This window comes from Zobellia sp. 1_MG-2023 (assembly GCF_030549125.1).
Classification (GTDB): Bacteria; Bacteroidota; Bacteroidia; order Flavobacteriales; family Flavobacteriaceae; genus Zobellia; species Zobellia russellii.
This window is the reverse complement of record NZ_JAUOSY010000001.1, coordinates 579,923-594,306: the sequence shown is the minus strand read 5'-3', so window position 1 is coordinate 594,306 and position 14,384 is coordinate 579,923. Positions and strand designations below refer to the sequence as shown.

Sequence of the window (14,384 nt, the reverse complement as noted above, 5' to 3'; positions counted from 1 at the left end):
ACGCTATTTGATATTAAAAACTAAATCAACTTCGGTAGGTGGTAAGCATCTACTATCATCACAAACCATAAATTCTACAGTTGCATTAACCTTAAATGGTTTTTTTTCTTTTATTAAAATGCGCTGCTTAAATAAAGCTTTAGTTTCAAAAAATTTAATTTCCATATTAAAAACAGGATCGCTAATCGTATGCCCTTCTTCCTCCTTTGTATTGCCCTTTTTTAAATAATTGGTGCTACTTTTAAATAAAAAAGTTGTTGGAATAGGCCCGTCTTCGGGTACTGTTTGTGAATATAAATGCCATTTTGCATCAATGGTAGCTATGGCCATTAAATCATATTCCTTGTCTGAAATCTTTACGACCTTTGTTGACCATTTTACAGGTTCTAAAATTTGTGAATTACCAGTTGCAAAAACTAATAAGACGAGTATTAGAACAGCTTTTTTCATTGTATTAATTTAAGGTTGTTTTTAAATTTTTTAAAAGGGTTATTTTGATAAACAACCCTTTTTTATCTTTCTATTCTGATTTAATTTATTGGTTAGCTAATTCAAACCATTTAAAGTTCATAAAACGAAAGATAATACTGTCTACTTCAAAGGCTTACCGTTATCATCTAACGAACCCGACTTGATTGTAATTAACTTATCTAAATCTATATACTTTTTGATGGTACTATTGATTTGTTCTAAAGTTACTGCTTCAATATCTTTAGTATATTGATCGATATAATTAGGCTCTAAACCTCTTTCAACAAAGTCTAAAAGAGCACCAGCTAAGCCACCAGTAGTAGAAAGGCTAACTTTAAAACTTCCTGTTAGATTTGTTTTTTTAGCGACTAATTCTTCCTCTGTTACGCCTTCATCAACCCATTTTTTAATTTGTACCAAGGTTGCATCTAGGCCTTTTTGAAATAAATTTGGGTTAAAAGAGGCATTAACATACCAATAACCATCTGCATAATTATGACCAGAATGCCTTGCGTTGATGCTATAAGTTAAGCCATCTTCATCTCTTACAGTTCGCATAAGTCTCCCAGAAAATCCACCACCTAAAATACTTGTACCCATATAAAGGGGTAAAAAGTCTTCATCCATTCTTTGAATTCCTGTATACTGTCCTATATACATTTCTGCACTTGGTTTTTGAGGAATTGTAATTACTTTAGTCAAAGCATCAGCTTTATTTGATTTTTCAAAATTAGCCTTAGCTTTAACTCCTCCCGTCCATCCTTTGAAAGCTACTTTAAGAGCTTTATACAAAACTTTAGTGTCAACATCTCCAACAGCTACTAAATGCATGTCTTCTGGGCCAAAATAGGTTTTATGAAACGCTTTTAATTCATCTAAAGTCACCTTGTTTAAATCATCAATTGATTCTTTAATATCGGTAGTATAGTTAGGATGTCCTTTGTGGTATACAGCTTGCGAAAGCGCGATTGAACCTTGTGTTCCAGGGTCTGTTATTCCGCGTTTCATACTGCCTTCATTTTGCTGTTTTAGAAGGTTGAATTCTTTTTCATCAAATAGTGGAAATCTTAATTCTTCAGATAATAAAGTAACAACTTCATATAAATCTTTTTTCAAGCACTTAAAACCTATACTCATATTATGAGTGCCAGCGCTAACTCTTAATGTAACCCCTAACTTTTCGAGTTTTTGAGAAAATTGAAATTTATCATTATTTAAGGTGCCTTTACTTAGCATTTGTGCTGTTAAGGATGGCACCATTTCATTACCATTTGTATTTAAATAATCTCCTATAGGAAAACTTGCTGATACGGTTAAAAAATCTTTTGCTCCAGTTTTGGCAGTAATTACATCAATTCCTACAATGTTCTTTCGAGTAAACTTCTCTCCTTTATTAGATATTTCAATGGTTTGGTATGCTGAGGTAATCTCAGAAATTTCTTCTTGAGATAGTATCTTGGAATCTGTATGACAATCTTCTTTTGGATGCTCTGGATTTCTATAAAAATATTTATTATCATTATTAGGTATATAGTTGGCAGGCTTTTGACTTATAGCCTCATTCTCTCCTGGTACTTTTGGGATAAAATAGCCTGTTGTACTTTGGTCTTCCAATAAATACGTATTTGCAACACGTTTTACATCCTCTGCTGTAACTTTACTAAGCCTTTTATTTGCATTAATGTAGTCTTTCCAATCGCCTCCTGCGATGGCTTCATTTAATTCCCGTGCAATACTGCCCGAACCATCTCTAGATAAAATGGTTTGCGCATTAAGCTTTGCAACAATGCGATTAACATCTTCTTGAGTTACACCATCGTTTTTTACTGTGGCTATCATCTCAAGTAATTGTTCATTTATCTCTTCATGATCTTTATCTGGAGTAATGCCTAGCGAAACACTCAATAATCCTACTTCTTTAAACTCTGAAGCGCTTGAATACCCAAAAAGAGCTATACCTGTATCTACAAATGTTTTATTAAGTATAGAAGACGTTCCAGATCCTATAATTTGACTTAATACTTGTAATGCAGGTAAATCATCATGCATTCTACCTGGTATTTTATACCCTATAGACACTATGCCTTGTTGACCAGGTTTCTTAATAGTTATTCTTCTTGGCCCCAATTGATCTGGATCTGTTGTATAAGGCTGAGGCATAGCATGTGGTGCCTTAGTGATTTTACCAAAATACTTGTCAACTAAATTAAAAAGTGATTCTTTTTGAAAATCTCCAATAATGGTCAATGTTGCATTATCTGGCCAATAGTAAGTATTATAAAAATCTCTTAATGTTTCTATAGGCATCTTTTCAATGTCTGAGCGCCAACCAATAGTATTATGATGATAAGGATGTGCCATATAAGCTGTAGCCCACATTTCCTTATTTAACAAACTATTTGGGTTATTTTCACCGCGTTCAAATTCATTTCTAACCACAGTCATTTCTGATTCTTTATCTTCTTTTAATAATAAAGAATTTCGCATTCTATCTGCTTCTATATGAAGTGCTGTCTCTATATGGTCACTTGGAATGGTTTCATAATAATTGGTTCTGTCATACCAGGTAGTGGCATTCATTCTTGCTCCAATACTATTCAATTTACTATCGATGGATGTACCTTTTCGTTTATTAAAGGTAGGTGTACCTTTAAAATTTAAATGCTCTAATAAATGTGTAGAACCGGTATTACCTGGTACTTCATGTTTAGATCCAACGCGGTAAACAATTTGTACTGTTACTACTGGAGCTGCATTATCTTGAACTAATAAGATGTTCATGCCATTAGGCGTGTACAAATATTCTTCTATACCCTCAAGCTCGGTCACTTTGGTAAATTTTGAAGCAGATTCTTGTGCACTTAAGAAAAATGATGTCAATAACATTGACAGTATAAAGACGTGAGCTTTTAAAAACGTTTTACTTATCATTTGATTACTATTTTATATTTATTCATTTAAATTACAATGGAGTAAAAATCTTAATTTACCCTAACAAAGGATGCTACTTTTATTAATGGCCAAATAGTTCCTTTAACTTGGCATCTAGTTCTTCTTTCTTTGGATTTCTAAGTATGATTTTTTCATTGTCATCCATTAAAAACGCAGTTGGTAAAAATGGCACACCATATTGCCTAGCAACCTTACCCCATTGATGGTCTGCACCAGTGTCATTTAAGTGCATCCAAGGTGTTTTATCCTCTTCTATGGCCTTTCTCCATTTTTCTTCCGCATCAGCAGTTCCAACACCAACAATTTCAAACCCATCTTTTCCGTATGTTTTGTACAATTCTTTCAAATGTGGAAAAGAAGCTCTACAAGGAACACACCAAGAAGCCCAAAAATCAACCAATTTGTACTTAGCATTTATTTTAGATAGTGTTATTTCCTTGCCGTTTACATCATTCAATTTAAAATCAGGAGCAATGGCTCCTTCTCCTAAGTTTTTGAACAAATCATTATAGGTCTTCTCGTAATACTTAAACATAGCAGTATGTTTGGCATCACCTTTAAATATTGGGAAAATGGTTTTCATTTCTTCTTTAGACATGCGTCCTTCGCTAAACTGAAAGTTTAAAACCCAAGGTGCTACCGCAGACTCTGGATGATCTTTTACATATTGAATCATAAAAGATCTTCGTTCATTTTGCTGTTCGTTTTGCAAATCTTTAAATTGACTGCTCCATGCTTGAAACGCTTCTATTTTAGTTTCATCTTTAGACTTATAGGCTACTTCTAATTTGGGTCTTATCGTTTTTAAAATGGCAAATTTATCCTGGTTCGTGATGCTATCTATTTTCGCTTGCTGTAGGTCATAAATTTCCTGTAATGCTGAACCTGTAACTTTTGCCTTAAGCTCACCACGATTTGACTCAGTTGCATCAAAATTTAAATCAATAGTACTGTTCTCTAAAAAGAATGTACTTCTAAATTCATCACCTATTGTTATGGATACACGATCTGGATGCTCAATAATTCCCTTGAACTCAAAAACACCGTTTGTCATTTGGGTGCTATCAATGATTATAGGCTCAGCTCCTCTATCTATAAAATTAGTTTCTAATAATTTTACTGTGCCTAGGTCTAGACCTCTTACAGTTCCTGTAATAGTATAGCCCTCAAAAGGCACTTCTTTTTTACAATTCGTAAAAGCAAATATTGCAACTAAGCAAAACGTTAATGTATATTTTGGTTTAAATCCTATTTTCATGATTAGCATTTATTTTAATAATTCTTCTAAAAATTTAAAAGCATCCTCTCCTCCTCCAACAAATCGTTTTACAATATTTCCTCTGGGGTCGATTATAAGCTTTGTTGGAAAGCCTTGTACGTTAAATCGGGTTACAAAATTATCAGCGGTGTTCTTTTTGGTGCTAAGTATCTGTTGCCAATCATAGTTGTTCTCATCAATAAATTTTTGGACTTTTTCTTTCGTGTCCCCAGAATTAATGCCTAAAACAACCAGTTTATCTTTGTATTTTTCTTGAAAAACTTTTACTTCTGGCATTTCTTTTACACAAGGGCCACACCAAACACCCCAAAAATCTATAAGCACATATTTCCCCCTTAATGAATTGATATTAAATTGACTACCATCTAATGTAGCTGTTGTTTTAATTAAAGGAACAGGAGAACCTTCTTTGGTATTCTTTATCCCCGCTATTCTGGTGGCTATAGTTTTATAATCTTCATGTTCTGATAAATCTGTTGATAACCCATTAAATAAGGCTTCAGCTTGTATTTCATCAATATGTCTTCTTCGTAACAAATCATTTAAATACCACGTGGCAGCCAATGATTTTGGGTTGCTTTTAATATGGGTAACTAGTTCATCTGTATTCTGGTCAAAGATGCTATTGGCCTTTTCTTCATTCTTAGTTATAATTAATGAATCTTTTTCATGTGTATTAGCTACAGCAATGTTTCCCATTTCATTATAGTTTGGAAACGTTAGTTTATTTACTGCAGCCAAAGCATCATTAAATTTATCGCCACTAGGGTAGGCATTCATAAAGTCTGTGGCTTCGCCTGAAACTTGAATATCTGCTCCAGGAAAGGCGTAAAACATGAAATAAGCACATTTAACCGGGAAATAACCTAGACTATCAGCCGGAATCTTAAATATCTTTTTATCTGGACCTTGAAAATCTGGATAAGCAGTAATTAGCGTTAGTTTAGAAATAGTGTCAGAAAATTGAATTTTACCATTTATAACTTTAATCGTATCTGGAGGAGTTTCTTTTGTGTATTCTTTATCTGGGTGCCTAAAGAACAAATTACCTGACAACCCTTTTATTTCTCCAGTTAAAGTAAACTGATTAGGATGTGTTTCCTGCGTTTTACAAGCGACCGCAATTATTACAATTAGCACCACAAAAAATATTTTTTTGAATGGTTTTTTCATTATATCAAATTTTATATTAAAACAATTAATTATATAGAGATTACCGCCATACTTAATTATAGCTACAACCTAAAATAGTATCAGTGAGCATGTAAAAGAGAGTATAGCCATTAAATATGGCATACTAGATATTGTTAAAAAAGTGAAGGTTTTATAAAGTTTCCAATCATCTAATTTTTTTAGATGATTGGAAACTTAGTAATTAATTATAACCAGGGTTTTGTTCTACAACATTACCTCCAGATTGAATAGATTCTGATGGAATAGGTAAAATAAATTTATCAGGATCAGTCGCAGAAGGTTTAACATCGGATACTTGAAAACCAGATCCAAAACCATCAGCTGCATCATAACGAACCAAATCAAACCATTCTTCTCCCATTTCTGTACCTAACTCAACCCATTTTTCAACTCTAACAGCTTCTAAAAACTCAGGTAGTGTAATATTTGTTGGGTAGGTTTCAAAACCATCAGCACCAGTTGTAGTAGCTCCAGCTCTTGTTCTTACAGCATTTAAAGCTCCTAGTGCATCAGCAGTAACGGTATTTTTTGCTCTAGCATCAGCTTCGGCATAAATTAAGTATAGTTCTGCGATACGCATATGGTATAGCATTTCAAAAGTCTCTTCCGGAGAGAAAAACTCTGCAAATTTACCAGTACCTCCAGAGAAGTCCTCAAAGAACCGATTATTATCATCGTAACTAATAGTTTGACCATTAATTACAACATTTTCGGCAAAAATATTACGATAATCATCAGTAAGTTCTGCATAATCTCCACCCCAAAAATTACCTAACCTTAAATCTTCTTCATTTGTAATCCCCCTTGAACCAAAAAGAAGCTCGCTTGAATTAAAAAGGGCTTCATTAGTATTGTCAAAAATTTCAGTAACTGTAGCGGCCAATTGAAAATCACTACCTGAAGTGTCAAGTACCTCTTTTGCTAATGCGGCAGCTTGAGGATAATTGCCTTGATATAATAACACTTTCGCTTTTAGAGCTTTTGCATAAGACTTGTTGATAAAGTATTTAGCTCTTAAATCTGGCGCATGTGCTATAGCATTGTCTAAATCTTCCATAATAATAGCATAACTATCTGCTACGTTATTTCTAGGAAATGCTTCATTTGATGTTGCTGGAGCGGTTTTTACCACGATTCCAAAATTAGAATTCAAATCATAAAATTGGCCCCAAAGACGTAATAAATAAAAGTGAGCTGTAGCACGCATGCCTTTAGCCTCTGCGATGATTTCAGTTTTTCTATCGGGGTTAGAAAATGTAGCTTCTGGTATATCTTCAATCCCTTCAAGTAACCAATTGGCATTATTGATAATACCATATAATCTTGCATAACCACCTCTCATATCAACGGTACCCGTTGCAAGTGGAACATTAATTGAAATGGCTTCACTTTCAGCATCTCTACTAAAACCAGGTTGCGCTACACCACTTAATAATGACGGTATAATGTAAATATGTGGGTTTCCTGCGCCTATAAAAGTTCCAAAACCAGCGTAAATACCAGTTAAGGCAAGTTCTGCAGTAGATTCATTAGTTATTTCCGTAGCTCCTAAAGAAAAAGGGCGCTCAAAATCATCTATTTCTTCTGCCAATTCACATGAACTAAAACATGTAATCATTAGAATTAATACCAGGGTATATATATATATTATCGTTTTCATTTGATACATTTTTTCTGATTAGAAACTTAATTGAACTCCAAGAGTGAATGTTCTTGCCTGTGGATAGGCAAAACCTGCATCAGTACTTCTAGATATTGATGAGCCGCCTGGAGCTACGGTAACGTTCTCTGGGTCTTGACCGGGATAATTAGAGATAGTAAGCAAATTGTTGCCACTTAATGTGAACCTAACTGTACTAAGGCCCATATTGTTAACCACATTTTGCGGCAAATTATAGCCCAACCCAAGGTATCTTAGTCTTGTGTAAGAACCATCTTGTACATCTTTTGAAGTAGCACCTCCAGATGGTCTATGTGTACTAGAACCCAATCTTGCATAAGTGGCAGAGGTATTATTTTCACTCCATGTATCCAATACTTGAACGGGATGATTAAAACTTAAATCTATTCTGCTATTTGCAAATCTGCTTGGGATGGTCCACTCCCTACTGTTTCCTTGTACAAATTGAAAATTGAATGATACATCAAAGTTTTTGTATGTTATCTTATTATTCCATCCCCCAAAATAATCTGGGTTAATATCCCCTAAATTCTTGCGGTCATTATCTGTAATTTCTCCATCACCATCAATATCTCTAAAAATATAATCTCCTGGAGCCCTTAGACCACTAAAATAATTCCCATTTGGAGCAGCTGTATTTAAAGCATCTATTTCATCTTGAGTTTGTGCTATGCCTGCTACATCGTAACCCAATATATAACCAATGGGTTCTCCTTCTTGAATACCATTTAGTGCTGGTAAAAACGGATCATTTTCATTGGTTCCGCCTTTTAAAGCATCAACATTATTTTTAATAAAAGAGATATTAAAATTAGTATTCCATGTAAAATCTTTGGAGCTAATAACATCTGCACCTATATTAAATTCCCATCCTTTGTTGGATACGTCGGCAACGTTACCAAAGAAATCTTGAAATCCGGTTTCGTGTGGTACCGGTGTTAGTAAAATAAGGTCGCTTGTATTCTTTTCAAAATAGACAGCCTCCCCATTTATACGTCCATTGAACAACCCAAATTCTAATCCTAAATCTAGTTGGTCTGTAGTCTCCCATTGTATATCTGGGTTTGGCAAGTCTTGTACAGAAACACCATTTATGCCGTCATAAAATGTGCCGATTCCTAAAGTAGTATAGAAAGCTTGGTACGAAAATGCCTGTATGTTATCATTACCGGTTCGTCCTAAACTCGCTCTTAGTTTTAATCTACTAACAAAACTTTCGTTATTAAAAAAAGTTTCATTGTGTATATTCCATCCAAATCCTGCGGAAGGGAAAAAACCGCGTCTGTTGTTGGGTCCAAATTTTGTAGACGTATCGTTTCTTGCTGTAAACGTAACTAAATAACGGTCTTTGTAGTTATAATTTAGTCGTCCAAAAATAGAATTTAAACCTGTTTCGGAAGTATTGCTTCCAAAATCATAGGCATCAGTTGCAGAGTTTATGTCAGTAAGTTCAAAATCATCTGGAAAACCAGAATAATTCTGAGTTTCAAAATTTAAATATAATCTATCCCATGACAAACCTGCAACTACATCTAAGCGATGGTCTTCATTAAGCGTTGCATTGTAATTTAATGTATTGCTAAACGAAGTTGTATAGCCGTCTGTAGTTTGGTTGGCTTTAAATGCGCCTTGAAAGTTTCTGCTTTGAGATTCTAATATGGCACTAGAGGTAAACGACGGATGAAATACTGAACTTTTATCGTTATTTAAACCCACATTAATTTGTGATCTTAGTTTTAAGTTTTTAACTAAAATAAGCTCTCCGTATACCGAAGCTAAAACGTTTTGCGAAATGGCCCGATCTCTAACTTTACCTAAATTTTCTACTGGATTTATAAAAGTACGACCTCTAAAACCGTTATTAGTTTGTACTTCGGTAGCGTTACCATCAGTATCAAAAACACCTAGGTCTGGTCTAAAATTTCCATTATTTAAGGATAAAAGGCCAGATTGATTATTTTTGCCATACGTATAGTTTATAGAGGCACCAATTTTAAAATTATCTTTTATTTGAGAATCAAAATTTGCGCTTAAATTATACTTTGTAAACTTATTTCCTATTAAAAGACCTTCTTGATTATTTATCGATGCCGAGGTAAAATAATTTGTTTTTTCCGAACCACCGTTAACACTAAAGTTATACTGATTCCATAAAGCGCCCTTATTCAGAATTTCATCCTGCCAATCTGTATCTTCTTTTCCAAAAAAGTTTTCAGGTTCATTTATTATAGCAAAGGGTACTGTAAAAGCGGGTTGAAAGGATGGTGGTAATCCATCAAGAATTATTTGAGCTTGCTCTGAAGCAAATGCTTTGTATTGTTCGGCATTTAAATAATCTTCTTTCCGCGTTGGGTTTTGAAATGTTGTATTTGTTGAAAAATTAAACTGAGGCGCTTGATTGCGTTTCCCTTTTTTTGTAGTGATTAAAATAACACCGTTAGCAGCACGAGAACCATATATAGCAGCCGAAGATGCATCTTTTAAAACATCAATACGTTCTACATTATTTGGGTCCAGTGCCAACAGCGGATTTTCTCTATTTCCTGCACTAGCACCTGATCCAAAATTTGGATTTACAACAATAGGAATACCATCAATAACGTAGAGCGGTTGATTATCCCCTATAATTTGACTTAATCCTCTAATGTTTACAGAGGCCCCGGTTCCAGGGGCCCCAGAATTAGATTCAACAAATACACCGGACAATTGGCCAACTAAAGCTTGATCCACGGTTTGAGATTGCACTTGGGTTACTTGCTGATTTTTAATAGAACCAACAGAACCTGTAAGATCTTTTCGAACGGTATTGCCATATCCTACTACAACCACCTCATCAAGTTTACTAATATCTTCTTCAAGAACAAAATTAATGACCGATCTGTCTTCTACAAGTTTCGTAGCGGTTAGGTAACCTAGGTAAATGGCGGAAATACGCCGTGTTCTATTGTCTTTAGGTGTGTAGGTTAAGGTATAGTTTCCATCAAAATCGGTGCCGACACCTTCTTTATAAAACCCTTCCTGGTTGTTTTCGCCATACACAATTAATACACCAGCAAGTGGCACACCACTTTTATCGGTAACTGTTCCGGTTATGGTTTGTTGTTGTTGTTGTTGTTGTTGTTGTTGTTGTTGTTGTTGTTGTTGTTTGGTTTCTTTAATTATTATCGTTTTGTTATTGGCTAGACTAACATTAAACTGCCCGCTAGACAGGCTTTTTTCGAGGAGTTTATTGGCATCTATGGTCCCTTTCGTGAGTTTTACCTTCGGGAAATTTTCAAACATATCTACTTGATAAATAAAAGTATAATCTGTTTGACTCATAATTAAGTCAAAGACCTGATCTACAGTTACCGTTTGACTTTTGTCAATTTTAATTTTAGCATTTTGCGAAAAAACGTTACTAGGTGTTGCGCCAAAAACGCTAAAGCACAATAAGAAAATGGCTGTTCTCATAATGTTCAGAAGTAGCTTTTTTCTATACAAGAAAAAAACCGGAGTTAATTTAATTTCCATAAATTTGGTCGTTATTAGTTAGTTAAACATTTTAATTAATTAGTGATTTAAAAAGGGGGATAAAGCTTTATACTTTCCACGGTCTATGCTTTCTTCCTCCTTATTTTTAATTATTTCAGTAAAATGGTATTGTTTTTTATGTCATAGCCATTTATAAAATTGGTGTTTTTAATTAGAGTTAATACATCTTCTATATTTTGGTTTTTGTCAATAACACCTTTAAATTCAATATGTTCTAATGATTTATTTTCAAAAACTACATCAACGTCATACCACCTTGACATCACTTTCATGATGTCTTTTAACGGTTTATTTTTAAAACTAAACAGGCCTCGTTTCCAAGCTATTTCTGAGAAAACTTCAACATCTGTTACCACAAAATTGTTGTCATTAATTTTAAGAACAGCTTGCTCCTTAGGTTTTAAAATCTCTTTTTGTTTATTGTTTTTGATGGTAACTTTTCCCTCTACAAGCGTGGTGTAGATATATTCTTCATCGTTATAAGCTTTAATGTTGAATTCTGTACCTAACACTTCCACTTCTTGTGTTCCTGTTTGTACTTTAAATTTAGAACCGCCATTTTTATGACTTGGCGACACATCAAAATAAGCTTCGCCGTAGACTAATTCTAGTTGTCTGGTTTTTCCATTTGCAAAAGTTACAGGATACTTTATTTGAGATTCAGAGTTTAACCAAACCTCTGTACCATCTGATAGAATTACATGGTATTGACCACCTCTGGGAATAGTTAAATAATTATAGACAATTTCTTTTGGTGAGGTACTTGGTTCTTTGTAGACCAATTCTTGGCCATCACTTGCTAAATTGTCAGAAATATATTGTTGTCCTTTCTCTAAATCTACTACAGTACCATCTTCTAAGGTTAAAGTGGCTTTATCAGTACCTATGTTAATATTGTTATTTGTGACTAATGGATTGACACCTTTTTCAACATTTTCCTTTTTAAATAAGAAAGTGATAGAAATTACTAGAACAATAGATGCCGCAACGGCATACTTTAAATAGTTAGTTTTCTTAACAACAACCGGGTTAATTTTCTTTTCTATCGCATTCCAACCTTTTTCAATATCAATTAAAAAAGTTTCATCTTGGTAATTTTCCTTAACCCTAATAAAGTATTCTCTATGAAGATCAGATTCATTATACCATTCCCGAAAAATAATGGCTTCTTCATCTGAAAGGGTGTTATTGAGTTTCTTTAAAATTAATTTGAATTCCATTTAGCTGTCTTGTTTAACCATGCTTTAACATTATGACAACAATTAGACAATAATGGGTGACAAGAAAAATATATTTTTTTCAAAATATTTTAGAACTATATGAATTTAAGTCAGATAAAGTGGATTTTTACTGATTTATTTGAAGCAACATAAGAAGAATTGTTACCATTTCGGTAATTTTTGATTTTGCTCTTTTTAGTTGGGTTTTAACTGTATTTATAGAAATTCCTAATTCATTTGCTATTTCTGCATATTTATAGTTGTGCAAAAATTTCAGTTTAACAATTTGTTGCATTTTTTCAGGCAGTGTATCTACAATCCTTAAAATTTGATGATATACAATTGCTTTATCTTCTTCTGAAGTAGAATTAAAAACATGCTCAGTAATTAGATTGATATTAAAATCCAATAATTCTAAATTATCAGTAATCTTTATGGACTTTAAGTAGTTGAAGCATTTGTTTCTCACCATGGCATAGATATAGCCCTTTAGAGAAGTTTCAATATTTAATTTATTTGCATGCTCCCAGATATAGATGAAAATTTCTTGTACAATGTCCTCACTGGAATCTTTATCAAAAAGATAACCGTTAGCATAAACAACAAATTCTTCATAATGCTTATCAAAAAAGTTTTTAAAAACCTTTTCGTTTTTTTTTCTTATTTCCTCAAGAATAAGGTTCATTAATTTAGGGAGCTGTTATCTGTTTTAACAAATCTATATAAGATATTGATGAAAAATTAATATTAAGAAAACATTTGTGAATAATTAAATTTTTATAAATCTCCAATAAACATAAAATTATAATCTTAATACAAGTTGATGAATTTGTAAATCTTTTACATATTCGAAACTTTGCGGAAAGAAAACCCTACGGATACGGGAATAGGTTTGGCTACTATTAGGGCTATTATTGAGAAATTGGGTGGCAGAATCGAATTAAAAAGCAACCCAGATAAACGCTCGGGCATTTATTTTCAGATATCACTGCTAAAAGAAACCGGAATAAAACAAAAAAAGCTTCAAAAGTAATTACTCTTGAAGCTTTGAATATTGGTGGAGAATACCGGAGTCGAACCGGTGACCTCTTGCCTGCCAGGCAAGCGCTCTAGCCAGCTGAGCTAATCCCCCATTTTGGCTGGCGCAAAGGAAATACTTTTCTACTAAGTATCAAAATAGTTAGCAAAGTAATTGCAACAACCTATTTAATCCTTCTTTACACTTAGTACAAGTACCGGAATACGTGAAGAGAACTCGGATTTAAGTATGGTGTTCTTTTCCCAAAGTTTCTTGAAGAACCCTCTTTTATGTCTAAATACACATAATAAATCTGGGTGTTGTGCTTCAAAGCGCTCTAACACGCCCAAATAGGTAGTAGGGGCTTCTGTCATCGTTACTTGAGAGCTAACGTCCATAAGTGCCGTGTTTATTCTTAGGTCAGAGTCTGTATACCCTGGTGTTTTTACCAAGAGAAGGTTTACGGTAGAGCCAAATTTTTTCTTGATTTCCAATAATGGATTAAGAATACGGTTTCGTTTTAAAATCCCTGATTTAAACGCAGTCAGAATCACCTTCGGAGCAGTAAAGACACTTCCCTTGGGTACTATCAATGTTGGTATATCCGTTTGCTTTATGATTTTTCCGGAAGTATTTCCAAGATAGACCGCTTCGGTAATATCGTTACTTCTGGGAGCCATGATTATCAAGTCAATACCCAACTCTTTATCTATATCCTTCAGTCCATCAACAATACCACCGTTGTAAGTGGCTATTTTTATTTCAATAGATTTTGTGTCTATTTTCTCTATGACTTCCTTTAACCGTTCCTTGCCACTCTCTGCAAGCTTTTGAGGAACGTTAGCTAAACTTTTACCGGCTCCTACGGATGCATTGAAAACTTCCATCACGTAAATTTCAGAATCGAATTGTGCGGCAAAGTCAACGGCATATTGCAAAGTCTTGTGTGCATCGGGGGAAATACCAATAGGTACCAGTATATGTTTCATATGTTTTCGGATTTATCGTTTAAATTTACGATTTAATAAAACTAAT

General features: G+C 33.8%; 10 protein-coding genes and 1 tRNA gene. 1 reads left to right on the top strand and 10 read right to left on the bottom strand.

All coding sequences use genetic code 11. The annotated features are described in order from the left end of the window. Positions 1-3 precede the first annotated feature (3 nt). From Q4597_RS02405 to Q4597_RS02370, 8 genes are all read right to left on the bottom strand, one after another. A complete protein-coding gene (locus Q4597_RS02405; protein WP_303404604.1) occupies positions 4-450 on the bottom strand; it encodes a protein-disulfide reductase DsbD domain-containing protein in 447 nt (148 codons plus the stop codon). 141 nt (positions 451-591) lie between these two features. Beyond that, positions 592-3,402: a pitrilysin family protein gene (locus Q4597_RS02400; protein WP_303404603.1), complete on the bottom strand. Its 2,811-nt coding sequence runs from the start codon at positions 3,400-3,402 to the stop codon at positions 592-594. A gap of 82 nt (positions 3,403-3,484) precedes the next feature. Beyond that, a complete protein-coding gene (locus Q4597_RS02395) occupies positions 3,485-4,681 on the bottom strand; it encodes a TlpA disulfide reductase family protein (RefSeq protein WP_303404602.1) in 1,197 nt (398 codons plus the stop codon). Between the two features lie 9 nt (positions 4,682-4,690). Further along, positions 4,691-5,875: a TlpA disulfide reductase family protein gene (locus Q4597_RS02390; RefSeq protein WP_303404601.1), complete on the bottom strand. Its 1,185-nt coding sequence runs from the start codon at positions 5,873-5,875 to the stop codon at positions 4,691-4,693. A gap of 202 nt (positions 5,876-6,077) precedes the next feature. After that, a complete protein-coding gene (locus Q4597_RS02385; protein WP_303404600.1) occupies positions 6,078-7,556 on the bottom strand; it encodes a RagB/SusD family nutrient uptake outer membrane protein in 1,479 nt (492 codons plus the stop codon). Positions 7,557-7,574: 18 nt separating this feature from the next. Then, on the bottom strand, positions 7,575-11,030 hold the full coding sequence (locus Q4597_RS02380; RefSeq protein WP_303404599.1) for a TonB-dependent receptor: 3,456 nt from the start codon (positions 11,028-11,030) through the stop codon (positions 7,575-7,577). Between the two features lie 170 nt (positions 11,031-11,200). Further along, complete coding sequence (locus Q4597_RS02375) at positions 11,201-12,331, bottom strand: FecR family protein (RefSeq protein ID WP_303404598.1); 1,131 nt, start codon at positions 12,329-12,331, stop codon at positions 11,201-11,203. A 127-nt stretch (positions 12,332-12,458) separates the two neighbouring features. Beyond that, on the bottom strand, positions 12,459-13,016 hold the full coding sequence (locus Q4597_RS02370; protein ID WP_215913572.1) for an RNA polymerase sigma factor: 558 nt from the start codon (positions 13,014-13,016) through the stop codon (positions 12,459-12,461). A gap of 171 nt (positions 13,017-13,187) precedes the next feature. On the opposite strand from Q4597_RS02370, the gene Q4597_RS02365 reads away from it, so the two are divergent. Continuing rightward, on the top strand, positions 13,188-13,364 hold the full coding sequence (locus Q4597_RS02365; protein WP_303404597.1) for a hypothetical protein: 177 nt from the start codon (positions 13,188-13,190) through the stop codon (positions 13,362-13,364). Positions 13,365-13,386: 22 nt separating this feature from the next. Here Q4597_RS02365 and Q4597_RS02360 read toward each other — a convergent pair. Then, positions 13,387-13,463 (bottom strand) — tRNA-Ala (locus Q4597_RS02360). Between the two features lie 74 nt (positions 13,464-13,537). Beyond that, entirely contained in the window at positions 13,538-14,338 is an 801-nt protein-coding gene (locus tag Q4597_RS02355) for a universal stress protein (RefSeq protein ID WP_215437101.1), read from the bottom strand. Positions 14,339-14,384: the final 46 nt, after the last annotated feature.